Source organism: Streptomyces sp. NPDC002588, assembly GCF_040295925.1.
Lineage (GTDB): Bacteria > Actinomycetota > Actinomycetes > Streptomycetales > Streptomycetaceae > Streptomyces.
Genome location: NZ_JBEOWF010000042.1, coordinates 1 through 26,148 on the forward strand (window position 1 = coordinate 1; position 26,148 = coordinate 26,148).

General features: G+C 72.1%; 20 protein-coding genes. 8 read left to right on the forward strand and 12 right to left on the reverse strand.

Going from position 1 to position 26,148, the window contains the following annotated elements:
• Nucleotides 1–90 precede the first annotated feature (90 nt).
• Nucleotides 91–1,284: a helix-turn-helix domain-containing protein gene (locus tag ABT057_RS36850; protein WP_352348247.1), complete on the reverse strand. Its 1,194-nt coding sequence runs from the start codon at nt 1,282–1,284 to the stop codon at nt 91–93.
• Nucleotides 1,285–1,656: 372 nt separating this feature from the next.
• Here ABT057_RS36850 and ABT057_RS36855 point away from each other — a divergent pair, with 372 nt between their 5' ends.
• On the forward strand, nt 1,657–2,199 hold the full coding sequence (locus ABT057_RS36855) for a hypothetical protein (RefSeq protein ID WP_352348248.1): 543 nt from the start codon (nt 1,657–1,659) through the stop codon (nt 2,197–2,199).
• A gap of 101 nt (nt 2,200–2,300) precedes the next feature.
• Here ABT057_RS36855 and ABT057_RS36860 read toward each other — a convergent pair whose 3' ends face one another.
• Nucleotides 2,301–3,884 (reverse strand): right-handed parallel beta-helix repeat-containing protein, encoded by a 1,584-nt coding sequence (locus ABT057_RS36860; protein WP_352348249.1) that lies wholly within the window; start codon nt 3,882–3,884, stop codon nt 2,301–2,303.
• Nucleotides 3,885–4,073: 189 nt separating this feature from the next.
• Nucleotides 4,074–5,312 (reverse strand): wax ester/triacylglycerol synthase domain-containing protein, encoded by a 1,239-nt coding sequence (locus ABT057_RS36865; protein ID WP_352348250.1) that lies wholly within the window; start codon nt 5,310–5,312, stop codon nt 4,074–4,076.
• A 202-nt stretch (nt 5,313–5,514) separates the two neighbouring features.
• On the opposite strand from ABT057_RS36865, the gene ABT057_RS36870 reads away from it, so the two are divergent.
• Nucleotides 5,515–6,693, forward strand: coding sequence for a macrolide family glycosyltransferase (locus ABT057_RS36870; RefSeq protein ID WP_352348251.1), 1,179 nt, complete (start codon nt 5,515–5,517; stop codon nt 6,691–6,693).
• Here the strand turns inward: ABT057_RS36870 and ABT057_RS36875 are convergent.
• Both ABT057_RS36875 and ABT057_RS36880 read right to left on the reverse strand, forming a co-directional pair.
• Entirely contained in the window at nt 6,687–6,863 is a 177-nt protein-coding gene (locus tag ABT057_RS36875) for a DUF397 domain-containing protein (RefSeq protein WP_352348252.1), read from the reverse strand. The two genes, ABT057_RS36870 and ABT057_RS36875, sit on opposite strands and share 7 nt — an antisense overlap.
• Entirely contained in the window at nt 6,860–7,723 is an 864-nt protein-coding gene (locus ABT057_RS36880) for a helix-turn-helix domain-containing protein (RefSeq protein ID WP_352348253.1), read from the reverse strand. Before ABT057_RS36880 ends, ABT057_RS36875 begins: the two co-directional genes overlap by 4 nt.
• Nucleotides 7,724–7,846: 123 nt before the next feature.
• Between ABT057_RS36880 and ABT057_RS36885 the strand changes: the two genes are divergently transcribed.
• From ABT057_RS36885 to ABT057_RS36895, 3 genes are all read left to right on the forward strand, one after another.
• Entirely contained in the window at nt 7,847–8,335 is a 489-nt protein-coding gene (locus tag ABT057_RS36885; RefSeq protein WP_352348254.1) for an ATP-binding protein, read from the forward strand.
• A gap of 138 nt (nt 8,336–8,473) precedes the next feature.
• A complete protein-coding gene (locus tag ABT057_RS36890; protein ID WP_352348255.1) occupies nt 8,474–9,313 on the forward strand; it encodes a helix-turn-helix domain-containing protein in 840 nt (279 codons plus the stop codon).
• A 178-nt stretch (nt 9,314–9,491) separates the two neighbouring features.
• Nucleotides 9,492–10,085 (forward strand): Uma2 family endonuclease, encoded by a 594-nt coding sequence (locus tag ABT057_RS36895; protein ID WP_352348256.1) that lies wholly within the window; start codon nt 9,492–9,494, stop codon nt 10,083–10,085.
• A 56-nt stretch (nt 10,086–10,141) separates the two neighbouring features.
• Here ABT057_RS36895 and ABT057_RS36900 read toward each other — a convergent pair whose 3' ends face one another.
• The 3 genes from ABT057_RS36900 to ABT057_RS36910 all read right to left on the reverse strand — a co-directional run bounded on the left by ABT057_RS36900 (nt 10,142) and on the right by ABT057_RS36910 (nt 14,743).
• On the reverse strand, nt 10,142–10,801 hold the full coding sequence (locus ABT057_RS36900; protein ID WP_352348257.1) for a class I SAM-dependent methyltransferase: 660 nt from the start codon (nt 10,799–10,801) through the stop codon (nt 10,142–10,144).
• 118 nt (nt 10,802–10,919) lie between these two features.
• On the reverse strand, nt 10,920–11,828 hold the full coding sequence (locus ABT057_RS36905; protein ID WP_352348258.1) for a hypothetical protein: 909 nt from the start codon (nt 11,826–11,828) through the stop codon (nt 10,920–10,922).
• A 179-nt stretch (nt 11,829–12,007) separates the two neighbouring features.
• Entirely contained in the window at nt 12,008–14,743 is a 2,736-nt protein-coding gene (locus ABT057_RS36910; RefSeq protein WP_352348259.1) for an AAA family ATPase, read from the reverse strand.
• Between the two features lie 321 nt (nt 14,744–15,064).
• Between ABT057_RS36910 and ABT057_RS36915 the strand changes: the two genes are divergently transcribed.
• The 3 genes from ABT057_RS36915 (at nt 15,065) to ABT057_RS36925 (ending at nt 18,562) form a co-directional block, all read left to right on the forward strand.
• Nucleotides 15,065–15,775: a helix-turn-helix transcriptional regulator gene (locus ABT057_RS36915; protein ID WP_502974027.1), complete on the forward strand. Its 711-nt coding sequence runs from the start codon at nt 15,065–15,067 to the stop codon at nt 15,773–15,775.
• Nucleotides 15,776–15,935: 160 nt separating this feature from the next.
• A complete protein-coding gene (locus ABT057_RS36920) occupies nt 15,936–16,592 on the forward strand; it encodes a Pvc16 family protein (protein ID WP_352348260.1) in 657 nt (218 codons plus the stop codon).
• Nucleotides 16,589–18,562: an ATP-binding protein gene (locus ABT057_RS36925; RefSeq protein ID WP_352348261.1), complete on the forward strand. Its 1,974-nt coding sequence runs from the start codon at nt 16,589–16,591 to the stop codon at nt 18,560–18,562. The genes ABT057_RS36920 and ABT057_RS36925 overlap by 4 nt, the downstream gene beginning before the upstream one ends.
• A 27-nt stretch (nt 18,563–18,589) precedes the next feature.
• Here ABT057_RS36925 and ABT057_RS36930 read toward each other — a convergent pair whose 3' ends face one another.
• From ABT057_RS36930 to ABT057_RS36945, 4 genes are all read right to left on the reverse strand, one after another.
• A complete protein-coding gene (locus tag ABT057_RS36930) occupies nt 18,590–19,975 on the reverse strand; it encodes a ricin-type beta-trefoil lectin domain protein (RefSeq protein WP_352348262.1) in 1,386 nt (461 codons plus the stop codon).
• 98 nt (nt 19,976–20,073) lie between these two features.
• Nucleotides 20,074–23,994 carry a trypsin-like peptidase domain-containing protein gene (locus ABT057_RS36935; protein WP_352348263.1) on the reverse strand — a complete coding sequence of 1,307 codons (3,921 nt, stop codon included), beginning with the start codon at nt 23,992–23,994 and terminating at the stop codon, nt 20,074–20,076.
• Nucleotide 23,995: 1 nt separating this feature from the next.
• Nucleotides 23,996–24,343, reverse strand: a complete 348-nt coding sequence (locus ABT057_RS36940) for a CU044_2847 family protein (RefSeq protein WP_352348264.1) — start codon at nt 24,341–24,343, stop codon at nt 23,996–23,998.
• A 129-nt stretch (nt 24,344–24,472) separates the two neighbouring features.
• Nucleotides 24,473–25,915, reverse strand: coding sequence for a hydrolase (locus ABT057_RS36945; RefSeq protein ID WP_352348265.1), 1,443 nt, complete (start codon nt 25,913–25,915; stop codon nt 24,473–24,475).
• Nucleotides 25,916–26,148: the final 233 nt, after the last annotated feature.

Sequence of the window (26,148 nt, forward strand, 5' to 3'; positions counted from 1 at the left end):
ATCCACACCAGGCCAGAAGGCCCTCACCTATTTCAAGATCCCTCAGCCGAGATCTGCCTCACCCGTCCACAACCTCCCGGGACAGAACACCTAGCTGTCGTAGGGGACCCAGGCGCGCTCGCCCGTGTCGTTGGTGCCGTACCAGTAGTGCGGCATTCCCTTGATGCTGGTGGTGTGAAACGGGCGGCCGTGGTCGTCGATGCGGATCGTGCCGGTGCGGCCCTGGGAAAACCAGTCGAGTTCGAGGTACCAGCGGGCGTCGTAGGCCTGTGTCGTCGTGTCGACCAGCAGCACCTCCGGGTCCTCGGCGGAGACGCGGTACGGGAAGTGCACGGCCGGGATGGTGTGTTCGCCCTCGGCGCCGTCCTTCGGGCGGGCGATGGGGCGGTCGACATCGAGGTTCACGGTGAAGCGGCGGGGCGCGAAGTCGCCGCCGCAGCCCTGGTCCATGGCGTACGCGTTCCCGGCGGCCGGGGTGCCGCGGCTGACGACGCGGACGTGCAGCGCCTCCAGGACCACGGCCGTGGACGACCGCCCCTGCACCGAGATCTGCACCCTCGTCTGCCGCCCGTGCACCGCGCCCTGCGTCGCCGCCCATGCCCCGGCGCTCTGCTCCACCGGCGGCGGAGGCACCTGTGAGGGCGGCTTGTCGATGACGTAGTCGTGGTCGCAGCCCTTGTCCCAGACCAGGGAGTCGACACTCCAGGCGAGGGGCAGGCCGGCGGTCGGCTTCGCGGCCGGGGTGGCACCACTGCCGGTGGCGGACGGGGCGGGAGTCTGCTGCCGGGGGCCGGACGAGGAATGGTCGTCGGACAGGGCGGACGTACTGCTCAGAACAGCGAGCAGCGCGCAGGCGACGGCGGTGGCCGTCAGGACCCGTCGGCGGCGGTACCAGGGGCGGGGAGCGGGAGAGGGGGCGGGCTCGTCCGGGTCGGGATCGTTTCCGGGCTGCTCCGCGGAGCGGCCTTCCTCGACCCGTACCCCGTCGGTGTCCGGCGCTGGAACTGCCGTCGCCGCCGAACCGGGCCCCGGCACCCGCTGCCGAGCTTCCACCGCCGACAACCACAGCCGGTGCAGTTCGAGCCGCTCCTTCGGTGTCGCCTCGCAGAAGGCCGCAAGCCGCTCCACGGGCGCGAATTCCTGCGGCACCGCCTCGCCCGCGCAGTACCGGTGCAGCGTGGAGGTGTTCATGTTGAGGCGGCGGGCCAGGGAGCCGTAGCTCCGGTCCGTGCGGTCCTTCAGCCGGCGCAGCAGCGCCGCGAACTCCTCGACGTCGTCGCGCATCGACACCGTTCCTCCGTCGTACGCCCACGACCCCGTATCCCAGGCACTCATATCCCTGCACGTCAGATGGGCTGGGATGGTTCCACCATCGCCAAAGGGGCGGCAGCCGTTGCGCCGGCCTCCGGTGACCGCCGATGCTCCTGGTGTCGCACCGACCACGGCCGTCCCGGCTCTGGGGACCGACCGGCGCCGGGCGACATCCGAGACGCATGCGCTGACGGTTGCCTCCATGGCCACCGCGCTTGATACGTCGTCACACACACCCACGACGCCGGTCGCGGTGTCAGGCGATCTGCTCACCGTGGCCGTGGGGCGGGCATGTCCGGAACCGGCCGAGAGCAACCACATACGGTTCAGAAAAGGAAGACGCACATGAACAACATGAACGACATGAACAAGAAGTCCCCCGCACACCGTCGTCCGGGCCGCCGCGCGGCCGTCGCTGCCGGCCTCGTCCTGGCTGTCGGACTCGGTGTGTCGGCACAGGCGTCGGCACAGGCGTCCGTCCATGCCCCCGCGAAGGTGTCCGTCGCCGCACAGAAGCCGGTCAGCGGCACGTCCGGCCAGGCGGTGACCCGGGTCGCCGACTTCTACGGCGCGTACGTCGACGCGAAGGGCGATTACTCGGACCCGGACGGCAAGCTGGCCACGGCGCTCCGCAAGCACTATCTGACGCCCGCCTTCGCCAAGCGGCTGGCGGCCTGGGAGAAGAGGAACGGGGCGGACGGCATCCTGCGTGCCCAGAACGTCCCGGCGCGGTGGACGGTGTCCGACAACGGCACCGTGGGCAACGGCCATGAGGTCGTCGTGACCTTGACCTTCGGCAGCGGAGGGACGACGCAGAAGACCAGGCTTTTCGTGCTGCTGGAGCGGTACGACCACATCGTCGACATCGGCACCACGAGCGCCCGCTGACGGCAGAGCCACCCTGGTGCCCTGTCCCGGCCGGGACAGGGCACCGGGGTGGAGAGTCGAACCGCTCGGCATCGACGGCCGGCCGGGGCCTGCCCGTACCGCTACAGCGTCACCTGCCTGCCCCCCAGCGTCACCACCAGCTTGCCGTCCGAGGCGAACGACCAGGCCAGTGCCCCGGAGTAGGAGGCGCACCGGGAGCCGTTCGTGCCGGTCCAGAACTGGTTGGTGCTGTCGGCGTCCCCGACGGTCTTGTCGTTGGATCCGCTGACGCCGAAACGGCAGGACGTGTTGTTGCGGAACACCGAAGTCCCCGCGTCCCAGCTGTAGTTGCGGGTGGCGTTGTCGATGCTGAGGTTGTTCGACACGGCCATGGAGCCCGGGTTGCTGTTGTAGGTGAACCCGTGCTTGCCGTTGCCGTACGCGATGCTCCGCCGGACGACGTGGTTCACGGCGATGTCGTCGCCGCCGAGCTTGTAGCCGTTGCGGTCGCCGTTGGAGTTCACGGTGCCGTCGGAGAGCGTGCCGTTGCCGTAGGACAGCGAGTCCTCGATGGTCACCGCGCCGATGGCACCGGTGTCCGTCTTGGTGTAGAGGTCCCAGCCGTCGTCGATGTTGTTGTGCGAGACGGCGTACCGGAAGACGTTCCCGGTGCCGGTGGTGAGCTTCGCGGCGAAGCCGTCGGCGTCCTCGCCGTCGGAGTCGGCGTTGTCGTGCGACTCGGCGGAGACGATGAGGTTGTCGGACGGCCACTGCGCGGCGGGCGTGCTGGAGGAGATCCGGCCGAGCTGGAGCCCGGTGTCGTGGTTGTAGCGGGTGACGGTGCGCTCGATGACGTTGTCGCTGCCGCCGACGTAGATGCCGTTGTCCCCGGCGTGTTCGACGACGATGCCCTGGACGTGCCAGTAGGAGCCGTAGAGCTGCAGGCCCCGGTTCGATGAACTCTCGCTCTGTGCGGAGAAGTTGAGGACGGGTGTCTCGCCGGGGTAGGCGGACAGCGTGGTCAGGGCGGCGGCGGTGCCGTTGCTGGTCTGCGGGACGGTGACCGTCGAGGAGTAGGCGTACGTCCCTCCGCGCAGGTAGATCGTGCCGCCGGCGGTGACGCGGCTGATCGCCGAGGTGAGGGTGGTCGGGGCGGACTGGGTGCCGGCCGCGCCGTCGGTTCCGCTCGGCGAGACGTAGATCGCGCCGCTCGCGGGGGGTGTGGTGCCGTCGGTGGTCGTCGCCTCGAGGTAGTCGACGTTGGGCAGGCCGTCCGCGGTGGTGGGGTTCAGCCGGATGGTGTTGCTGCCCGCGTTCAGCGTGACGGTGAGGGTCTTGGTGACCCAGGTCGACCAGGCGCCGGTGGCCTCGAAGGACGGCGTCTGCACGGTCGTGCCGTTGACGACGAGCGAGGCCGGGCGGGCGGTGGTGGCGCCGTTGGCGAAGCGGACGTTCAGGGTCGCCGTGCCGGCGGTGGCCGCGTTCACCGTGAACTGGGCGTATCCGCTGGTCGCGTTGGTGCCGTTGCAGAATCCGCTGCCGGAGTAGCCGGTCCAGTCGGAGTCGATGGTGCCGGTGCAGACCGCCGGGGAGGTCTCTGCCTCGTAGCGGGTGGTCGCGGCCTGGGCGGCCGGCGTGCCGGTGAGCGCGACGAGCGCGCCCGCCAGCAGGCCGGTGCACGCCAGGGTGTGTCTCGGATGACGCATCGTTGGTCTCCATCTCCAGAACGTGCGGGTGCGGGTGCCGCGGCGGTGGATCAGGGAGATTGCTCCCGAGGGGATGCAGAAAGCGCTTTCCACCGGGAAGCTAGAGGTGTTGGTCCGAGCACGTCAATAGTCACGTACATGATTGTTGTTCACGTGCATGGACGCACAAAGGTCGCCGGACGGTCCCCGTCAGGAACCCCCGGACGCGGCGGACAGGCCCGCCAGCAGCCCGAGTTCATGCAGGAACGCCTCGGCGAGGAGTTCCGCGTCCTCGGCGCCCGAGTTGGTCGTCACGCTCAGCGTGTGACCTCGGGCGCAGCCGCCGAGACCGAAGGTCACCGTGTCCTCCGGGGGCACCATCGGGACCACACCGACCCGCCGCAGCGGCCGCCCGGCGAGAGTGCGGCCGGTCTCCCGGAGATGGACGTAGCTACAGGCCGCCGGCGCGTACGCGGGCGCGAAAAGCCGCCCCCGGGCCAGCGACTGCGTCACACCGGGGAAAGCCCCGAACACCCCCTCGACCAGCCGCTCCGCCGTACGGCGGGCCCGGGTCTCGACGGTCAGCAGTCCGGTGCAGGCGGCCAGCCGGGCGGCCGGATCGGGCAGCGCCACGGGGGCCGCCACCCGGACGTTCGTGAAGGCGTTGCCGAGGAAGTTGCCGTGGGAAGAAGGCCGTTGGTCGACGGGAACGGACAGCCACACCCGGCGACGCCCGTCCTCCCCCGTCATGCCGCCGCCGAGCAGACAGGACCGCAGCACACCCGAAACGGCCGCGAGGAACACCTCGTTGGTGGTCGTCGCCCGCCCGGGAGCCGCCTCGCGCGCCGCCCTCATCCGCTCGGACGGCAGCCGCAGCAGCGTGTACGCCGGCGCCCGCTCCCCCTTCCCCGGCAGCGGCACCGCCAGCCCCGCCGTCAGCAGCCCCGGCCCGCCGACGACCGCCCGCCGCAGCGCGCGCGGCTCGGCCAGCGAGGCCGCGACGTCCACCGGAGGGACACCGTCCAGCAGGGACCGCAGCAAAGTGGTCAGCGAGCGCCCGTCGAGCAGGCTGTGGTGCATCCGGAACAGAAGGGAGAACTCCCCCTCCGCCGACCCCCGCAGCAGATGAAGGTTCCAGGGCGGCAGCCCCTCCGGAAAGGGGGTGTGGAACCACCGCCGTACGGCCTCCCGCAGGGTCACCTCCTCACACCGCACCCGCAGGGCGGGCGACCCGCCGTCCTCCACGGTCTCCCACCCGTGCCGCCGCGCCCCGCGCACCAGACGCTGCGCCAGCCGAGGCAGCGCGCCCCAGCGCGCGTCGACCAGGGCGCGCAGTTCGGCCGGGGTCGGCGGGGTCCCCGTGAAGTCGAGGGCGACCCCGGCGTTGGGCGGGCCGAACGGCCAGCGGGCCATGCCCTCCTCCATGAGGGGCAGAGGCGATCCGGGCATGAGACTGCTCCTGTCTTGAGGTGCTACGCCCAACTGCCCGAGGCCACCCCTGGTCACGCTGTCAACGGCACAGGGCGTCCGGCTCCCCGATGGAGTGAGCTTCAGCGGTTGACGGTCACACCCGCCCCCGGCACGTCGTTGGTCAAACCCTCCACCTCCGGCATCCGCCCCAACGGCCCACCCAGGACAGGAATCACGCAACGTGACTGGCACCCGCCCCGCTCACATCGCCGTCGTCAACCTGCCGATGCACGGGCACGTCAACCCGACCCTCGGGGTCGTCGAGGAACTCGTGCGCCGGGGCCACCGGGTCACGTACGCCATCACCGAGGACTTCGTGCACCAGGTGAAGGCGGCGGGCGCGGAGCCGGTCCTGTATCCGGTCGAGGCGGGAGACGGCTCGGAGCCGCCGGAACGCCTGTCCGAGGGCTTCGCCCTCGCCGTCCACGCCTCCCTCGGCTCCCTCCCGGCACTCACCCGCGCCTACGCCGGCGACCGCCCGGATCTCATCCTCTACGACGTCTACGGCTTCGCGGGCCCGCTGCTCGGCACGCAGTGGCGGATCCCCACCGTCCTGTTCTCCCCCACACACCTGCGCTACGACGGCATGATTCCGGAGTTCTTCGACGGCGCCCCCCGCCTCGACGCTCTCCCGGGCCATGCGGACCTCGTCGCCGCCCTCACCGACCGGGGCGCGGACGCCGCCCGCATCCACGAGATCGAGCACCCCGAGTACGCCGTCGCGGCCTTCCCCCGCGCCTTCCAGCGCCGCCCGGAGACGGTGGCGACCCGCCGCGCCGCGTACGTCGGCCCCACCCTGCACGACCGCTCCTACCAGGGCACCTGGCGGCCCCCGCACCCCGACACACCCGTCCTCCTCATCTCCCTCGGCTCCCAGTTCACCTGCCGCCCCGACTTCTACCGCGCCTGCGCAGAGGCGTTCACCGGCCTGGACCACCACGTGGTGATGTCGGTGGGCCCGAACCTCCCCCCGGACCGACTCGGCCCGCTGCCCGCCTCCTTCGAGGTACACGCGCACGTGCCCCAACTGTCCGTCCTGGCCCACGCGAACGCCTTCGTCACCCACGCCGGAATGGGCAGCACGATGGAGGCCGTCCACCACGGCGTCCCGATGGTCGCGGTCCCGCAGATGGCCGAGCAGCGCGTGAACGCCGCCCGGATCGAGGCCCTGCGCCTGGGCGTCCACGTCCCCCGCGACACGGCCACCCCCGAGACGCTGCGCGAGGCGGTCCTACGGGTCTCCTCGTCCCCCGACATCCGGGCGGGCCTCGCCGCCCTCCGCGCCGAACTCGACCGCGCGGGAGGGGCGAGGGCGGCGGCCGACCTGATCGAGGAAGCCCTCGGATCAGCCCCTCACTGAGCGGCGTACACCACGAAGTCCGCCCAGGCGGCGGAGGCGACCTGGAAGGTGGGGCTGTCAGGGAGCTTGGAGTCACGGATGTGGATGGTGGTGGGGGCGACGGCGACTTCGACGCAGGAGTCTCCGTCAGGGCCGCTGCTGTAGCTGCTCTTGAACCAGTTCAGGGTCATGTCTCTCCCAGCAGATGCTCAATGAGGGCCAGCGACTCCCTCGGAGGGAGAGCCTGCGCCCGGATGGTGCCATACCGCAGTTCAAGGATGCGCAGGTGTTTTGGATCGTTGATCCGACGGCCGTTGAACGCGCCGTCGGAACGTCCGACCGCTGAACCGTCCACGAACTTCAGCAACTCGATCCTGCCGCTCAGTCCGGGGTGGGGCCCGCTGTCCAGCGGCATCACCTGAAGCGTGACGTTTCGCAACTGGCCCACCTCCAGCAAGCGTTCGAACTGCTGTCGCCTCACCATTGTGTCCCCTACCTGGCGGCGCAGCGTGGCCTCTTCCTGGACGAAGCTGAGCGACGGGGCAGGCTCACGCCCGTAGACGGACTGCCGCGCCATACGAGCTGCGAGCATTCGGTCCGCTTCGGAGGGCGAGTACGGCGGTTGCCAGACGTCGAACAACGCGCGTGCGTGCGCAGGTGTTTGCAGGAGACCGTGGATGTTGTTGCACTCATACACCCCGATCTCAACCGCCTTCGCCTCCATGTCCGCAAGGGCGCGCACCTTCTTCGGGTACCGGACCTTCTCCACGTCCTCCTTCATCGCCGCCAGCAACCCGCCCGCCCCCAACACCTCGTCCGCCCTGTCGAGGAACTCCGGGCGCGGGATCCTCTTCCCGCTCTCAACCTTGTAGACCATGTCCTCGCCGTAGCCCACCGCCACGCCGAACTCGGCGGCCCGCATCCCCACCGCCTCGCGCCGCAGCTTCAACTGCCGCCCCACCGTGGCGATGACGGCGACTCCCCACTCGTCGTCCGGGTCCACCTCCCAGCCCGGCTCGTCCACTTCCACCCTGACGTCGACCTGCGTCATCCCGCACGCCTCCCTCGTACCGTGCTCGACAGCCCGGACACGCCCGGACAAAGAGCGGACAGTGACCGTACGCAACCGCGTTGTCACTGTTCACGGTAGGCGCAGACCGCCACGCTGAGTGACGTGATCCGAGAATTCCCCCAACTCCGTCTGTCCCCCACGCCCCGCGGCGCCCGCCTCGCACGCCTCCTCGCCACGGAGCAACTCCGCAGCTGGGGCGTGCCCCTGGACCCGGCGGCGCACATCGTCGCCGAGCTGGCCAACAACGCCGTCACCCACGGCCGCGTCCCGGGACGGGACTTCGCGCTCGACCTGTACGTCATCGCGGACACCCTCCGTATCGAGGTCACGGACACCCGCGGTGATCGTCTGCCGTGTCTGCGACCGGCGGGCCGGGGCCTGCTCCTCGTGGACGCGCTGGCCGACCGCTGGGGAGTGTTCGAGGGGCTGCGGCCGCGCAAGACGGTGTGGGCGGAGGTGCGACTGTCACCGGAACCCGAAAATCAGGGCTTCGGCGCCGGGGGCGGTCATTCCAAAACAAAAACCCGGGTGAAAGGACCCCACCAAGCCCCGCCCCTCCCTCCCGCGGAGCGGTCTCACCCTGGCGGGTGAAAATCACCAACTCAGCTGGATTTGGGTCCTATTGCCTGCCTTACGCTCAGCGCGACAACCCCCAGACATACGTCGGCCCTCGCCGGGAGTAGCGTCCCGAGGCGAGGGCCTGACCACCGAGGAAGCAGGACCTTCCTGATGGATACGCGAAACCCTAGCGCGCACCCGCACGCCAAGTCCCGCTTCTCGGGCACAAACCACCCCCACGGGGGTCTCACCCACGACAACACCCGCCACACCGCCCGCTTCACGGTGATCGGCAACCACCTCACCCAGCACGAAGAGCTGAGTCTCCTCGCGATCGGCCTCGGCGCACACATCCAGTCGCTTCCGCCCGGCGCCCGGGTCGACATCAAGTCCCTCGCCGCCCGCTTCCCCGAGGGCACGACCCGTATCGCCGCCGCGCTGCGCGAGCTGGAGACGCATGGCTACCTGCGCCGCGAGCGCAAGCGCAACGCCGACGGCCGCATCATCACCCGCACGGTGTCCTGCAACCACCCGGGGCAGCAGAGTCGGCCCGCAGCCGAGCGCCCTCCCAGCAGGCGGCCCCCGTCCCCGCCCCGCAAGGCCCTCCCCGCCGTCCCGCAGCCGTCGTGTCCCTCCCCCACCCTCATCCGGACGGCGACGGACCTCCTCGCCACCCTCCGCCGCCACGACCCCCGCCTGCTCCTTTCCGCCACCGACGCCGAACACCTCGCGCCCGGTGTCGCCGCCTGGCTGGAACGCGACCTCACCCCCGGCGCCGTACGCCAAGCCCTGACCGCCAACCTCCCCGACGAGCCGCTGCACCGCCCCGCGGCCTTTCTGGCCCACCGCCTCACGGCCCAGCTCCCACCGCTCGCGCCGTACCGCACACCCGAACCACCACCACCGGTCAAGCACCCGGTCCGAAACTGCGACGGCTGCGACCGCGGCTTCCGCTCACCGACACCAGGACTCTGCCGTGACTGCCGCCCTCCCCTCGCCGCCACCTCTTGAGACCGCTCTGTCCCGTTCTCTGCCCGCAGGCCGGACGCCTCGGGCAGTACGCCTTCGGGGAGCCGAGGAAGCCACCGATCCCCCTCCGGACCCGCCCCCCCCACGCGATTCCCGAAGGCCGCCTAGCATGAACGTGACGATCCTTGCCCCTGGGCACAGACGACGAGGAGCGAGCGCCATGACCATCGCCTCGGACAACGCGCAGCAAGGCGCCTCCCACCGGTACCGGGCCATGCGGGACTTCGTTCAGTCCATGGACGACACCCTGCCCGGCAAGTTCGAGGTCACCAAGGAAGGAATCGTCCACGACATGACGGCGCCCGTTGGTCCGCACGAGCTGACCACCCTGCATCTGCGGAAACGACTCGAAAAGCTGATGCCGGACGAGATCGTGGCCCATACGGGCGAACCGGACGTGGAGAACGAGCCCGAAGGCATCATGCGACGCCCTGACGTCATGGTGATCGCCATGACGGACATGGAGGTCCCGGGCAGCTTCGATCCCCGTACACTCATCGCCGCCGTCGAAGTCGTCTCCCGCTCCAACCCGGACAACGACTGGGTGAGCAAGACGCGCGACTACCCCCTCATGGGCATCCCCGTCTACGCGATCTTCGACCCCCGCACCGGCACCGGAGCCGTTCTCACCGACATCCACCTCACCCCCGACGGCCCCCGCTACGCCACCCGCAAGGACTTCGTCTACGGCGAGGACGTCACCATCGGGGACTGGACCATCTCCACCGACAACCTCCCTCGTTACACCCCCTGATCAGCCGGCCGCGCGGCTCCGGCGTCGTCCGGCAGGGGTGAACGCCGGAAGGCCCGCTACACCGGCTTCCTGGCCAGCAGGTAGGCCTGTTGGCCCTGGGTGGGCCGCTCCTGGTCGGTGGGCTCGCGGATCAGGCGGGCGTCCATGGTGAACCCGGCGCGAATCAGCTGTTCTTCGACCCGCTCGGGCGACACCCAGTAGACGTCGAGGGAGATGTCGTGGCCGTAGCCGTGGTCCAGGTGGCGGATCCGGTCGCCCGCCTTGAAGCCCGTCAGCAGATGGCCGCCCGGGGCCAGCACCCGGTGGAACTCCGCGAACAGCGTCGGCAGTACCTCGGGCGGGGTGTGGACGGTCGAGTACCAGGCGACGACGCCGCCGAGCGAGCCGTCGGGCAGGTCCAGGGCGGTCATGGATCCCACCTCGAACCGGAGGTCGGGGTGCCTGTCGCGGGCCACCGCGACCGTCTCCGGTGAGAGGTCGACTCCGAAGGCCGAGACTCCCAGGGAGTGCAGGTACGCCGTCACATGGCCCGGTCCGCAGCCGAGGTCGGCGACGGGACCGGCCTCGGAGCCCCGGGTGAGTTCGGCGAACACGCCCATCATCGCGTGGCCGTAGCGGTCGTCGTCGAAGAGGGACACGACGATCTTGGCGTAGTCGGTGGCCACGGTGTCGTAGGCCAGCCGGGTCTGGTTGAGGTAGGTCGACTCGGTCGTCATGGGCGGGGACGGTAGTGCCCATCGGCAACCCGACCCCCTCGTTTTCGCCAGCCCTTCGCTCCCTCTTCGCCCTCTTCGCTCCCTCACCGCACCGGGAACATCACCCGTGAGCGGCCCCCTAGCCCTCGTCCTCGGAGCCCTCGTCCTGGAACGGGTCGCCCATCCAGTTCGCGCCGACCCGGTCGAAGTGGCGGCTGGTGCTGGCGGCGGCGCGGGCGCCTCCGTTGCAGTGCTGGCAGTAGGCGCGCAGGTTCGACTCGGCGTTGTAGAGAGCCTGGGCCTCGTCGTGGGTGATGGCGCTGACCTGCCGGTACCAGCCGTGACCGAGGTCGTGCGCCCACGTGTCGCCGTCGGCGTTGCTGTTCACGTAGTCGAGGATCGCCGTGCGGTGATCGATCTCGACCCAGTTGTCCAGCCCGAGCTGGTCGGCCACGGCGCGCTGGTGGACCTCCTGCCTGCAGTTGGCGCATCGGAACAGCTGGTGCCCGTTCCTCGCATTGCGCGTGTAGGCCCTGCCGAGGACGTTCTGGGTGGTCTGCGGCCAGAAGCTGAGGCGGTCGCGCGTACCGTCCCACAGGCGTTCGTTGTTCTCTCCCCGGGTGGGCACCGGCTGCCGCCTGGCCCAGGACAGGTCGTGCCGGGTGGCGCCCTGCTGGCGGCTGCTGCGGGTGCGTCCCGAAGGGTCGGTGCGGTCGCGGTTGCGTTGCTGCCGGGTGGAGTCCCGGGTGCTGCGGCCGCTGTACATCCGCTGCACCGTGGGGGTGTCGCCCGTCGGTCCGGTGGAGCGCTGGACGACGGCGTTCACCGCGGCGTTGCCGGCGCCGCGCTGCAGCGCGGCGATCCCCGCGCTGCCCAGGACCGCCGGGCCCGCTGCGGGGCCGGGGTTGTGGAGCCAGCCGGTCACCGCGTCGTTGCCCGCGTCGCGCTGCAGCGCGGGCAGTCCGGTCCGTGCGGCCGGTGCCGCCGGACGGGTTCGGGTGGGCCGGCCTGCACCGGGGTTCTCGGTTTCCTCTTGACGAGCCGCCACGAACCCGCCCTCCAATCGTCATGCGAGCAATGGCCTGTATATCCGTCCGTCCCACCTCGGTACAGGGGGCGACGGGCACCTGCGAAGGCAGTCTTCCGGTCGTCCCGGGCAATGGGCCGAACGTGCCTTCCCGGGCGAGCCGGAACCGCGGTCCCGGTCCGGTGCGGCCGGTGGGGCGCTCACCCCTCCAGCACCCCCCGCAGCTCCCCCCTTCTGCGGATGCCCAGCTTTTTGTAGGCGCTGGTCAGGTGGGTCTCCACGGTGCGGCGGGCCACGTGGAGCAGTTCCGCTATCTCGATGTTGGTGCGGCCGTCGGCGGCCAGTTCCGCTATGCGGCGTTCGCTGGCGGTGAGGGCGGTGGAGCCGGTGCGGGTGGGGGTGGTGCGGCGGGCGCCGGCGGTGCGCAGGGCTTCGTCGGCGTAGGCCAGCAGGCGGGTGCTGCCGATGCGTTCGGCGTGTTCGGCGCCCTCCCGGAGGTGGTCGCGGCCCCGGCCCCGCTCGCCGGTGACGGTCAGCTGGAAGCCATGGGCGAGGAGGGAGGTGACGAACTCCTCCTGGGCCGGGGAGTCCCGCAGTATCCGCACCGCCTCCGCGCCGAGCTCCAGTCCGCGCCGGCCCCGGACCGCCCGGCCCAGGACGCGCAGGGCGCGGCCCATCGTGCGCGGGGTGTTCCAGACGCGGGCCAGCCGTAGTTCCTCCTCGGCCAGGGTCAGTGCCTCCCGGGGGTTGCCCAGGGCGAGCCGGCACTCCGCGGCCGCCGTACGCCACGGGGTGATGACCGGGCTGAGGACGGCGCGGGCCGACTGGCGGCGGCCGCACTCCAGGAAGTCGTGGAGGGCGCCGGGGACGTCGCCCTCGGTGAAGCGGAGGACTCCCCGCGCGTAGAGGAAGCGGTTCAGCTCCCAGGAGTCCTGGGTGTCGCGCAGGTCGAACGCGTCGGCGAGCCGGCGGGCCTCCTGGATGCGGCTCGTCTCGACCAGGGCGATCAGGGCGTGCGCGTCGGCGTTCGACGGGCCGCCCCGGGACGCGGGGCGCTGGGCCACGAGAGTCTCGTACTGGCCTCGGGCTGCCGCGATGTCGGACCTGGTGTCCAGCAGGGCCTGCTTCATGGGGTGCAGCAGCGAGGCCTGCTGTCCGGCGAGGCCGCGCTCCACCAGGCGCTGCGCCTCGTCGAGTTCGTCGGCCCACTGGGCGACCGCCGCGGCCGTGCCCAGCAGGAAGGGCTCGGCGAGCGGGTCGGAGGGCTCCTCGAGCAGGGTGCGCAGCCGGCGCATCGCCTCCTCGGCGGAGATGGCGCCGGCCGTCGCCGCGTACCGCACGAGCAGGGCGCGGCCGGACGCGCCGACCAGTTCCGGGGAGAGTTCGACGGTCTCGGTGAGCCGGCGGTAGGCCTCCTGGCGGACGGTCTGGTCCTGGTCGGACAGCAGCGCGGACGCGGTCTGCAGGGTGCGGGCCAGGTCGGGTTGGTCGGTGAGGCCCGACTCCAGCCGGCTCAGCATCTCCACCGCCGTACGGACCTCGCCGCGTCCGGCGAGCGCGGTGCCGAGCGCGATGGCGGTACGGACCCGGTCGCGGGGTGCGGCGGGCAGGTCGAGCGCCTCGGTGAACCGGGGGATTCCGGCCCCGGTGTCGGCGCAGACGTACTCGAGCGAGCCCAGTTCGGTCAGCAGCCGCTGGCGCAGGTCGTCGGGGAGGGGTTCCTGGATGGCGCGGCGCAGATAGTTGACGGCGTCGGCGGGGCGGGCCTCGCGCACGGCGACGGTGACCGCGTCGCGCAGCACGCGCAGCGCCCAGGGCAGGCCCACCGGCGTGCTGCGCAGCAGCTGCCGGGCCACGGCCTCCGCCCCGTCGCCCCGTCGCAGCATCGCCTCGGCGACCGTGCGGTAGGCGTCCTGCCGGCGGGCGACGGGCCAGCCGGCGAGTACGGCGTCCCGCAGGAGGGGGTGGGCGTAGCGGGGGGTGCCCGAGGCGTCGGTGCGCAGCAGGCCCAGCCGGGTCATCGCGGTGATCCAGCCGGAGACCCGGGTGGGGTCGGCGTCGCAGGCGTCGGCGAGGAGCAGGGCGAGGCGGAAGTGGGAGTCGTAGGTTTCCGCTCCGTCCGCCCGCTCCAGTGCCGCGAGCGTCCGCGCCACCTCGGTCGTGGCGGGCCCGGCGCGGTCCAGCCACCAGGTGACGGCGGCCGGGTAGGAGCCCGGGTACAGCGCGGCGCACGCCTCCGGTACGGCCGGGGCGGGCGGGGCGCCTGCGAGGTCGTCGAGGAGGGCGTGCAGCAGGAGGGGGCTGCCCGCGGCGGCGCGCAGGCAGTCCGCCGTCCAGCGCGGCCGGGCCGTGGGGAAGGCGGCACGGACCAGCTCCGCCGCCGCGTCGTCGGTGAGCGGGGCGAGCGTGTGGGTGCGGATCAGGGACGGGCTGAGGGCGTGGGTGAGTCCTGCGGGGGTGGCATCGATGTCGTACTGGCTGCGCTCGGTCGCGACGATCAGGAGAGGTAATCGGTCGACCCGGCGGGCCGCCTCCAGCAGCCAGCGGCGGGAGGCGTCGTCGGCGAGGTCGACGTCGTCGACCGCCATCAGCACCGGGCCCTCGGTGGTCTGCGAGCGCAGCAGCCGCCACAGCCGGGCCGCGCTCCCGCGGTCGTCCTCGCCGGGTGCCACCTCTCCCGTGAACTCGGGTACGGGGCCGAGGAGCTGGAGGACCGCGGAGAAGGGTACGGAGAAGTCCTCCGGGGAGCAGCGGGCGCGCAGCACGCGCAGGCCGCGGGCGGCCGCGTGGGCCGCGGCGGCCTCCAGCACGGCGGAGCGGCCGGTGCCGGTGGCCCCGCGCAGCAGGACCAGTCGGCCGGCGCCGGCGCGGGCCCGCTCCACCTCCGCGGCGAGCAGTGCCTGCGTGTCGTCGCGCTCCCGCAACGGTCCGGTCATCCCTGCCTCCTGCCCACACATATGTCTGATGGATCCGACATGCACGGTTCGATGCGGTGATGTCCATGCCGCCGCGGGGCTGTTGTGGCGAGGCTCACGACTGTCCCTCCCACGGCTCTCGAACTCCCAGTTGACCTGCGGTGATGCTCGCACCCCGTGGTTGTCTCCCCGTTGCTCTCGTGGTTCGCCTCGTGGTGCTCCACGATTGCGCCGCCCGCGCAGGTCCCAGAAGTCTTGACCACAGGGGTCCCAGAAGTCCGAATCAGACCCACCCGCCGCTGGTTCCCGCCTGCCGCGGGCCCGTGACCATAGGGGATACGGTTGCTCAACTCACCCCGGACCACCGACACCGGCACCACGCCGGCCGCCGTCGTCATATCCGGCACCGGCACCGGTGCCGCGCCCGCCAGGCGGCGGGTCGCCGTCTCCGTCCTGGCGCCCGACCCGATCTCCCGCGAGGGTGCCGCGAGCCAGTTGCGCGGGCGCCCCGAGATCGAGGTCCGCGAGGAGCCGACTCCCGCCCCCGGCACGGTCGCGCTGCTCATCGAGGACACCCTCGACGAGACGGCGCTCGCCCGGCTGCGCCGGATCGTGCGCACCGAAGGCACCCGTGCGGTGCTCGTCGTGGGCACGATCCGCGAGACCGAACTGCTGGACGTCATCGAGTGCGGGGTCGGGGCGATCGTCTGGCGCCGCGAGGCCACCGCGCACCGGCTGGTGCAGGCGGTCCTGGCGGCCGCCCGCGGCGACGGCGACCTGCCCTCCGATCTGCTCGGCCGGCTGATCAGCCAGGTCGGCACGCTGCACCGGGGCGCGGCGGGGCGCCCGGGCGCGCCCTCGCTGGGCCTCGCGCCACGAGAGGTGGACGTCCTGCGCCTGGTCGCCGAGGGCCTCGACACCGGGGAGATCGCCAGCAAGCTGTCCTACTCCGAACGAACCGTCAAGAACGTGATGCACGGACTCACGACCCGCCTGCATCTGAGGAACCGGGCACACGCCGTGGCATATGCCCTCCGGGAAGGCTACATCTGACCGAACGGGCACTCGAAGGAGGACACGCGGGCAGCGCGCCCTGCCCACCCCTCGACCCCGGCGCGCGTGCGGAACCCGCCCTGCCGGAGGCACGATCGGTGAGGACGGTTCCGCGGCGGGTGAAAGCGGCTCCGCGGCAAGGCGATTGAGGAGCGCGACGGTGATCCACGAGGTCGACGAGGTCCTCAAGGGCCTGCTCGGCGGCGGCGCGCTGACCGGCTCGGGCATCGACGTGTCCTTCGACGCCCCCACCCGCGACTGGGCGGCCCGGCGCAACGCCCCCGTGGTGAACGCCTACTTGTACGACATCCGCGAGGACGTGGCCCGCCGCCAGCGCGGCCAGGTCGCACTGCGCGACGAGCGGGACGTCGTGGTGAAACGGCGTCAGCCACCGCGCTGGTTCCGGCTGTCGTACCTCGTGACCGCCTGGACGAAGACCCCGCAGGACGAACACCGGCTGCTGTCGGCCGTGTTGGCGAACCTCATCCCGCGCGAGATGCTCACCGCCGAGGAACTCCCCGGCGCACTGGGCGCGTTGGGGCTGGCCGTGCCGGTGAGCGTGGCGGGCGTACAGACCGAGTCGCGGTCCCTCGCCGAGATCTGGTCCGCGCTGGGCGGCGAGCTCAAACCCTCCCTGGACCTGGTGGTCACGGCACCCTTCCCGGCGTACCCCGAGTACGACGCCGGGCCGCCGGTCACCGAGGGCGCGGTCGTCCGCGTCGGCGGCCTCGACGACGACCCGCCCCAGGACGGCGAACGGGCCCACCGTCCGCACCAGGTCGCGGCCGCCCGCGCCGCCCGCGAGTCGGGCCGATGACCGCGCCGGTCACGGCCGCCGACCCGACGCTCGCGCTGCTCGCCCGGCTCGCCGAACTGCGCGAGCGGGTCGCCGTCCTCGTCGAACAGCGCGCCGCCGGCGACCCCACGGCCGGGGACCCGCTGCGCGGCCTGTACCTCTCCGAGGAAGCCGTACGGCACCTGCTGCACCGGGAAGCGGGGCTTCCCGGCCCCCCGGCGGACGACTCCCCCATCGCGCCCGCCGACCGCCTCACCGCGCTCGCCCACCGCCTGTCCCTCACCGAACTCGACGTCTCCGTCCTCCTGATCGCCCTCGCCCCCGACCTGGACCGCTCCTTCGAGCCGCTGTACGGGTACCTCAACGACGACGTCAGCAGGCGCCGCGCGACGACCGGCCTCGCCCTCGACCTGTGCGGGGTTCCCGCCCACCACGCGGCCGCCCGCGCCCGCCTGCACCCCGCGGCGCCGCTGTGCACACTCGGCCTGCTGGAACTCGAGGAGCCCGAACGGCCCTTCCTGTCCCGCACGTTGCGCGTTCCCGACCGGCTCCTCGCCCACCTCCTGGGCGACGACACCCCGGACGCCGCCCTGGACGGCCATCTGCACCCGCTGCCGCGGCCCCTGCCCGCCGAGGAGTTCGCCCACCGGCTGGCCGGCCGGGTCACGCACGGCCCCCTCACCGTCTACCTCCGTGAGCACCGCGAGGGCGACGGCCTCGCCGCCGTCGCCACCGCCCTGCACGCGGCCGGCGTCGAGGCCCTGCGCTTCACCGGCCCCGCCGGCCACCTCCCGGGCCTCCTGCGCGAGGCCCGCCTCACCGGACGGGCGGTCGTCGTCTCCGGACTCCCCGAGCAGCCCGCCCCGCTCGTCGCCGCGCTGACCGCCGCACCCGACGTCACCGTCCTGCTCAGCGACCCGCGCCCCTACGACCCCCACTGGTCCCCGCACGACCCCCTGGTCCTGGACGCCCCGCGCCGCCGGGCCGGCGGCACCGCCGCCTGGGAGACCGAACTCGGATCCGCGGGCGACGACTTCGACCTGGCTGCCACCGTCGCCCCCTACCGCCTCGGCGGCGACCGGGTCGCCCGCGCCGCACGGGCCGCCCGCTCCCTCGCCGCCTTCGAGGGCGGCCCCCTCACCGCCGACCACGTACGCCTCGCCGCCCGCCAGCAGTCCGCGTCCGGCCTGGAACGGCACGCCCGCCGCATCCGCCCCGACGTCGACTGGACGGACCTCGTCCTGCCCGACCGGCCCCTCGCCCAGCTCCACGAACTCGCCCTGCGCGCCCGCCACCGCGACCGCGTCCTCGGCGACTGGCGGCTCAGCGCGGGCGGCGGCCGGGGCAGAGGCGTCCTCGGCCTGTTCGCGGGCGAGTCCGGGACCGGGAAAACCCTGTCCGCCGAGGTCGTCGCCGCCGAACTCGGCCTGGACCTCTACGTCGTCCAGCTCTCCTCCGTCGTCGACAAGTACGTCGGCGAGACCGAGAAGAACCTCGAACGCATCTTCACCGAGGCCGACCGCACCGACGCCGTGCTGCTCTTCGACGAAGCCGACGCGGTCTTCGGCAAACGGTCGGAGGTGAAGGACTCGCACGACCGGTACGCCAACATGGAGAGCGCCTACCTGCTGCAGCGCCTGGAGTCCTTCGACGGCATCGCGCTGCTCACCACCAACCTGCGCGCCAACATCGACGAGGCGTTCACCCGCCGGCTGGACCTGGTGGTCGACTTCCCGTTCCCCGGCAAGGAGCAGCGCCTCGCCCTGTGGCGGCACGGCCTGGCCCACGTGCCGCGCGCCGCGGACGTCGACCCGGCCCCGCTGGCCCGCGACTTCGAACTCGCCGGCGGCTCCATCCGCAGCGCGGTGGTCACCGCCGCCTACCTGGCCGCCGGACGGGACGAGCCGGTCGGCGACGGCGACCTGCTGGAAGGGGCCCGCCGCGAGTACCGCAAGGCGGGCCGCCTGGTGCCGGGCGAGGCCAACTGGTAGCCCGGCTACGGCGATCGCTCCCCCTGACTACTCCACCCGCCACTTCTGGTTCGGGGTCCCCGAGCAGGTCCACAGCTGGAGCTTCGCGCCGTTGCCGGTGCCGTTGTCCTTGACGTCCACGCACTTGTTCGCCTGCGGGTTGACCAGGTCGCCCTGCTGGCTCAGCACGAACTGCTGGGCGGGGTTGCCGCTGCACCGGGCGATCTGGATGACCGCGCCGTCGTCCTTCGAGCCCCACGCCACGTCCATGCAGAACCCGACGGAGCGGACCGTGCCGTCGCTGCGGAAGTCCCACTTCTGGTTGGCGGTGCTCGCGCAGTCCAGGATCTGCAGCGGGGTGCCGTCCTTGCCCGTGCCGTCCTGGGCGTCGGTGACGTCGATGCAGCGGTTGGAGCCCTGCCCGATGATCAGCTGACCGGCCACCTCGGCGGGCGTCGTGTCCTTGTCGTCGCTGGAACCGCCGCCGCCACCGGAACCGGACCCGGAGCCGGAGCCGGACGACTCCCCCGACCCCGACCCGCCGGTGTCGTCCTTCGCCACCGGCGTGGAGGCGGCCGGCGGCTCGGGCAGGGCCGCGGCGGAGGAGTCGGTCTTCGGCGCGGACGGCGCGGACACCGAGGGACTGGGCAGCGCGGTGCTGCCTGCCTCCACGATCCGCTCCTTCGCCGCGCTGGTCACCGTCGGCCGGTACGACAGCCAGATCATCACGAACGCGATGGCGAGGGCCACCGAGATGCTCAGCGCGGTCGCCAGCCACCTCGGCAGGAACCCGCGCTGCACGAACGTGCCGTCCACCGACAGCGGCTGCTCCCCCGACCGCTGCACGGTCAGCGCGTACGGCCGTTGCTCCTTCGACCCGAACCAGATGATCTGCCGGGGCCGCAGCGTGGTGTTCACGAACACCGCGCGCCCCGGCTCGATCTGCACGTTCCCCGGCCGGAACTCGTACCCCAGGTTGTCGCCAAGGTCCGCCCCCGCGACGGACGCGGTGACCCTGCTGTTGCCGAGGTTGTCGATCGCGAGACGCGGACGGCCCCGGAAACGGCCCTTCACGGTCGGCGGCACCAACTCGGCGCGCACCTCCGTGAACGGGGTGATCGTCAGGTTGCCCTCCGGGACCGTGACCGCGTCCGGATGCTCGGTCGGCGTGATCCGCACCGCGTACGGGTTGGGGCCCGCCGTCGCGTCCGAGGTCCGGGGCGGGGCGAACGTCAGCTCCACCGTGCCCGTCGTCCCCGGGTACAGCCGGAGCGTCTGCGGCTCCACCGTCGTCCAGGGCGCGATGGCCCCGACCGGCTCGAAGCGGTACTCGTCGACGACGTCACCGGTGTTGCGCACCCTCAGCCGGACGGTCGTGATGCCGCCGGGGTCCACTGACGCGGAGGCCGGTTCAAGAGAAGTCCACAGAGTCACGTCCCGACGCTACGGTGAGCACGGCCACCGGATCAGAGGCCCCGGGGCAGAGCGAGTGCCCTCCGGGACCGTCCGGGCTTGCCCTGACCGGCGTCCGGTCACGGCAGTGACCACAGTGTCAGGTCGGTGTGCCAGTTCGCGGTGGCCAGGGTGTGGCCGTCGCCGCTGAAAGCCATGATCATGCCACCGACATCGCCGACAGGGAGGGTGGCCTTGACGGCGTACGGGCGGCTACGGAGACTCCAGACGCGCACGTTGCCCGAGTAGTCCCCCACGGCGAGGTCGCCCTGCGGGCTGATCGCGATTTGGCCCACCGAGTCACGCTCGGTCAGGGACGCGGTGACCTTCTTGGTGTGGACATTCCATAGCCGTACCTGCCTGCCCGGTCCGGTCGTGGCCAACGTCGTGCCGTCCTGGCCGAACGCCAAGCCTCTCACTCCGCTCAGGCCTTCCTGGAGCGCGACAGGGCTCGGGTGCGGGTCGCGAAGGTCCCACAGCCAGACACGCCCCCTGCTGTCCACGCTCACCAGGAGCTGTTCGGTCGGACTCAGCGCCAGTAGGAGGTAGGGATTGTCCTCGTGCGTGTCCAAGGTGAACACGCGCCGCGAGTCCATGTCCCAGACGGTGATCTCGGTGTTGTCCTCTTCGATGGTGCCGATCGCCAGGAGGCCCTGGGCGGGGCTCAGTGCCTCTCCGAAGGAATGCGCCTGTGTCGCCTGCGGCACGTCCGCGGCGCGCGGACCGGTCCGGCGGCCGGTCGCGAAGTCGTAGCGCCGAACTGTTCCGTCCGCTCCACCGGTGACCACGGTGCCGCTGTCACGGTCGCAGGCGATGACGGCCATCGAGTCACCCGGGAGGACAGCACCGGAGTCGGCGACGGCCCGGTGATCGGCGACACGAAAGATCCGCGGCCGCGTACGGTCGTGCTCGGCCACGGCGAGGTATGTGCCGTCCGGTGAGAAACACAGGCCGGACACCACCGAAAGGCTGCCGGGAAGCGGATAGACGTCGCCGACGGCTCCCGACCGTATGTACAGCGAAGCCCCCACGAGAGATCCGGTCGCGACGAGGACCGCGGAACACCGGGCGGCGCCGCTGAGCCAGGGCGAACGGAACAGCGGGTGCCCGGTGAACCGAGCGCCGCCGGGCTCGGGCGACCGGGCGGTCACCGCCGTCGGGGCATCGGTGCGCTCGCCGGCAAGGGCGAGATGTTCCCGTACCTCGTCGTGACGGAACTGGTGGGCCGCGCCCGCCGGCCGCAGAACTCCTGCCTCCTGCGCGCCGCGCAGGGCCCGGAACAGGCGCGCCGGCACCCTTCTCCAAGCGGTCAGCCAGGCGTGTGCGAGGACGAAGGTGATCCACGCGGAGCCGGAGCCGTAGCCGACCGTGAGCGCGATGCCCGCCCCGAACGCGACACCTGTGGCGGCCGCGGTCGTCAAGGGATCGCCGGTCGCCAGCACGATGCCCGAGACCACGGCTGTCACCACGGCGCCCGGCACCCCGGCGATGATCAGCGTGGCCCTGCGGTCGGCGCGCAGGACGGACGCCGGTGAGCGTTCCTCGTCGGGGGTCAGCGGCCGGGCCAGCCAGCGTCCCAGCCCGAGTGCCACGGCGACGGCGGAGGCCAGCACCAGGCACGCCGCCGCGGTCTCGTCCGCGCGCATGCCGCCGGCCACGGCCACCGCGACAACCGGTACATCCACCAGGGCGCCGACCCCGAACGCGGGCGCCAGCGCGGGCAGCAGATCGGCGGTCCGAGGCGCGCTGTGATGGGGGGCGCCGTGGCGCGCCGCGTCCAGCATCGTGCCGACGACGGCGCACCCGATGCCGACCATCAGGTAGACACCCAGCGTCGCCGCCTCTTCGTACTCGTTGTCCAGCAGGTCCGCCCACCATTCCCACAGCGCGTGGTTGATGACGGCGGCCTCGGACGGCGCGGCCGCATACAGTCCCAGAAGCAGCACGGCGATCAGCGCGCAGGTCACGGCAGCGGCACTCAGCGCGTCACGCAGGCTGGACACCACCACGGCGCGGAAGGGCGGGCGGGGTGGCGGAGGCCTCGTATGTGCCGTCCGTCCCGCGATCACGCCGGACAGCGAGCCCAGGAACCCGCCGGCCGCGGCCCCGGCGAGCAGGACCGGGACAAGGGGGCGGGACTCCTCGCCGAGAGCAGCGCAGAGCCATCCCGCACCCGCCCCGAGAACGGCCGCGGAGAGGGTGTACAGCAGGGCGATCACCGGCCGGGGGACCGCGCGTGCCAGCCGCCACCAGTAGAAGTCCGGGTCCCGGCCCTGGCTGCGCCGCATCTCGCGGGCGAGGAAGGTCAGCCATCGGGCGGCACGGCGGTGCTCGGCCGGCACGGGATAGACCGACGTCAGATACCGGCGCAGAAGGGTTCGCTTGACCGTGGCCGTGTGGCCCGACTCGGCGAGTTCGGCCGGACGGGTGTTCGGGCCGTCGTAGGCCTTTCTGGCCAGCGAGATCATCAGCGGGGTGGAGAGCACCTCGGCGAGCGGGCCCTCCCCGTGCTCGATCGCGTGCCGCACTTTCTGCCAGCGGTGCCGCTCGTTCTCGCGGTCCCGGCCGGTCAGATAGCGAACGGCGTCCTCGGGCCGGACGCGCTCGATCTCGATGCCGCGGGCCTGTGACAGGACGCCCCTGGCACTCGCCTCCTCGAACTCGGCGCTCCGGCTGGTCAGGACCAGCCGGTGGTCGAGTCCGTCGAGGTGGGCGATCGCCGCGGCCCGCAGGTGCCGCGGCATCTCGTCCAGGCCGTCGAGGACGGGAAGCAGTTCGGAGGCGGGGAACAGGTCCGTGGGGTCGCAGTGTGCCCTGATGGTCGGGCAGATCTCCGTGATGCGGCGGGCGAACCAGGCGGTGAACTCCTCGCCTCCGCCGGCTCGCGCGTCGCGCCCGCGGGGCGGAACCGCCGGATCGTCCTCGACGGTCGGGCCCGGCTCATCGGGTTCGCCGGGGTCCCAGCCCGCCACCGAGACCAGCACGGGCACCACGTTCGGCTCCTCGAGCAGGGCCCGTACGAGCAGGACGGCCAGGGTCGTCTTGCCGGCTCCCGCCTCCCCGAGGACGACGAGATGCCGGGGGCCTTCGGCCAGAAGGATCCGGGCCAGCCAGGTCGCCGCGAGCTCGTTCCCGGTGTGCGCTGTCAGCTCCCCCGCCAGGGAGCGCGCCGTGCCGGTGGGAAGACCGGCCCGGGCGGGGAACATCTCGGTCCGGTCCTGCCAGCGCAGGGTCAGCGGCTCCGGCCGGTGCAGCCATTGTGTCCGCACCCGGTCGCTGATGTCCTTCTTCACCGCCAGGTGCAACTCGGACAGGGCATCGGCGGCGGCCGGGGGAAGCGGGCGGGGCGGGGCGGGCGGAGGCGGCGGCCGCCGGGGGCTGAAGACCATGGGCCGGATCCCCTGGAGCAGCGGGGCGAGGTCCTCGGTGCGGGGGATCCACACGGTGTGCCGCAACCATCCGTCCACGCTGTTGTAGCGAGCGGACAGGACACCGATGACCAGGTCGTCGTCGGCGCGGCGGACCGGTGCGCCGCTCATTCCGGGAAGCACGTCCGGGGCCTTCGCCCGCCCCAGTGGCACTTCGTCGCGCAGCGTCGTGCCCTCCCACGTCCCGCGCGCGTCCAGGTAGCGGTACTCGTGGACGTCGTGCACCTCGGGCGCGCCGGTGATCACCAGGTCGGTGGCGACCCGCTGGTCGTCGCTGCGGCTCCATCCGGCGACCGACGCGGCCAGTGCCTCCGGTGCGCGGATCACCGCCAGGTCGTGCACCGCGTCGAGTGCCGCGACCTCGCCGTGGAAGGCTCCGCCGCCGGCGAGAGGATCGATCCCGACCTCGGCGCCGAGGTGGTGCGCGCCGATGCCTTCCAGCACGTGCCATGCGGTGACCAGGATCCCGGGCGAGGCCTGGAAGCAGGTCCCGACGGCGGCGAGTTCAGGATCCAGGACCCTGCCGAGGTATCCAGGTACGCGAAGCGAGGCGGACGGGTGGGGGGCGTTCACCTCACGCCCCGGTGGACCCCGTGCCGACGCTCCGCTGGTAGGTCAGCTTCACCCGCAGCGTGGCCTCACCCGCCGAGCCCGCGACGATGACGTTGCCCTTGGCGGAGAACTTCAGCCCGAACTCCACCTCCATCGCATCGGGCCTGGCGGCTCTCCGCCCTGCTCCTTCGAGCACCTCCATGGTGGACGCGGCGATCTCCACGATCGCGTTCTGGGCCCGGAGGAAGGCCTCGCGCACCCTCTCCGCGGTGTCACCGGCGCGCGAGGTCGGCTGTGTCCCGGCGACCTGCGCCGTCTCCACGAGGAGTTCGCTCTCCCCGACGCGCACCGTGATGGATCCGACGGCCATGTATCTCCCATACGCACGTGCCACAGCAATGGACTACGAATGATGAGATGCAAGGCATATCAGGCACACCCCCGACTCATGTGGGCAGTCGGACAGGTGACACTCGATAGGGTGATTTTGGCCGGGTCCTCACACGGTGAAGCGGACCGCCTCCAGCTGGAGCTTCCAGTCCATCGGGCTGCCGCCGTAGACCCACTTCTGCGTCGCGTTGGGATCCGAGCAGCCGATGCCCCGCCAGCCCTTGTCCTTGATGTTGGTGTTCTGGCAGACGGAGGAACCGTCCCCCAGCCCGATGGTGAAGCCCTCCATCGGCGAGACGGCCTCCTTCGTCTGGCCGATGTACATGTCGGCGCCGTCGGCCGCGCTCGACCACTTGCCGCCGGTGTACCAACCCTCGACGACATGGGCACCGTTGCCGGAGAGGCCCTTCGTTCCCGCCGTGGCGATGTTGAGGGCCTTGATGGGCAGGCCCTTGCCGGTCGTGCCCGCGATGGCGCCGTCGCACACCGGGTCCTGCCAGCCGCGGTCGGCCACGTAGGCGCGGTAGCAGATGTGCCGGCCGTCGCTGTTCGCGGCGACCTGCGCCACCTTCTGAGCGGCGGTCAGCTGCTTCGGCTTGGCGGGCGCCGTGGTCGTCGAACTCCCGCTTCCGCTGCCACTGCCACTGCCGCTGCCGCTGCCGCTCCCGCTGCCGGCCCCGCTGGTGTCCTGGGGCACGACCGGTGCGGCGGGCGCACTGGTCTCGGCCGCCGGGGGCGCGCTCGGGGCCGTCGGGGAGGGTTCGGGCAGCGCGGTGGCGCCGGCCTCCACGAGCCGCTCCTTCGCCGCACTGGTCACCTGCGGCTTGTAGGACAGCCAGATCATCACGAAGGCGATCGTGAGGGCCACGCAGATGCTGAGCGCCGTCGCCAGCCACCTCGGCAGGAACCCGCGCTGCACGTACGTGCCGTCCACCGACAGCGGCTGCTCCCCCGACCGGCGCACCGCCAGGCTGTAGGGGTGTTCCTCTTTCGACCCGAACCAGATGATCTGCCGGGGCCGCAGCGTGGTGTTCACGAACACCGCGCGCCCCGGCTCGATCTGCACGTTCCCCGGCTGGAGTTCGTAGCCGAGCCGGTCGCCGTTGTCGCTGCCGCTGAGGGAGGCGGTGAGTTTGGTGTTGCCGAGGTTGTCGATCGCGAGACGCGGACGGCCCCGGAAGCGGCCCTTCACGGTCGGCGGCACCAGTTCGGCGCGCACCTCCGTGAACGGGGTGATCGTCAGGTTGCCCTCCGGGACCGTGACGGCGTCCGGATGCTCGGTCGGGGTGATCCGCACCGCGTACGGGTTGGGGCCCGCCGTCGCGTCCGAGGTCCGGGGCGGGGCGAAGGTCAGCTCCACCGTGCCCGTCGTCCCCGGGTACAGCCGGAGCGTCTGCGGCTCCACCGTCGTCCAGGGCGCGGTCGGTCCGACGGGCTCGAAGCGGTACTCGTCGACGACGTCACCGGTGTTGCGCACCCGCAGTCGGACGGTCGCCCGGCTGCCGGGGTCGACCGTGACGGAGGCTGGTTCGAGGGAAGTCCACAGGCTCACGCACCGACGCTACGGTGACGGAGCCGGGGGAGGTCAGAGGACAGGGGGCAGAGCGGATGCCCGCCAGGGCCGCTCCGGCTGCCCTCCCGGCCGGAAGTACGCCGACGCGTGCCCCCGGAGCGCTGCCGTGCACGCCGGACCGGCGGTGACGGTGACAGCCGCTCCCGGCCGGGCGCTCCACGGCAAGCAGACGGCAACAGGGCGGCAACAGGGCGGAAGGCGGAAGGCAGGCG

Coding starts and splice junctions, on each gene's coding strand:
- ABT057_RS36850 (WP_352348247.1), bottom strand. CDS start 1,284: ATGCGCGACGACGTCGAGGAGTTCGCGGCGCTGCTGCGCCGGCTGAAG.
- ABT057_RS36855 (WP_352348248.1), top strand. CDS start 1,657: ATGAACAACATGAACGACATGAACAAGAAGTCCCCCGCACACCGTCGT.
- ABT057_RS36860 (WP_352348249.1), bottom strand. CDS start 3,884: ATGCGTCATCCGAGACACACCCTGGCGTGCACCGGCCTGCTGGCGGGC.
- ABT057_RS36865 (WP_352348250.1), bottom strand. CDS start 5,312: ATGCCCGGATCGCCTCTGCCCCTCATGGAGGAGGGCATGGCCCGCTGG.
- ABT057_RS36875 (WP_352348252.1), bottom strand. CDS start 6,863: ATGACCCTGAACTGGTTCAAGAGCAGCTACAGCAGCGGCCCTGACGGA.
- ABT057_RS36880 (WP_352348253.1), bottom strand. CDS start 7,723: ATGACGCAGGTCGACGTCAGGGTGGAAGTGGACGAGCCGGGCTGGGAG.
- ABT057_RS36890 (WP_352348255.1), top strand. CDS start 8,474: ATGGATACGCGAAACCCTAGCGCGCACCCGCACGCCAAGTCCCGCTTC.
- ABT057_RS36895 (WP_352348256.1), top strand. CDS start 9,492: ATGACCATCGCCTCGGACAACGCGCAGCAAGGCGCCTCCCACCGGTAC.
- ABT057_RS36900 (WP_352348257.1), bottom strand. CDS start 10,801: ATGACGACCGAGTCGACCTACCTCAACCAGACCCGGCTGGCCTACGAC.
- ABT057_RS36910 (WP_352348259.1), bottom strand. CDS start 14,743: ATGACCGGACCGTTGCGGGAGCGCGACGACACGCAGGCACTGCTCGCC.
- ABT057_RS36925 (WP_352348261.1), top strand. CDS start 16,589: ATGACCGCGCCGGTCACGGCCGCCGACCCGACGCTCGCGCTGCTCGCC.
- ABT057_RS36940 (WP_352348264.1), bottom strand. CDS start 24,343: ATGGCCGTCGGATCCATCACGGTGCGCGTCGGGGAGAGCGAACTCCTC.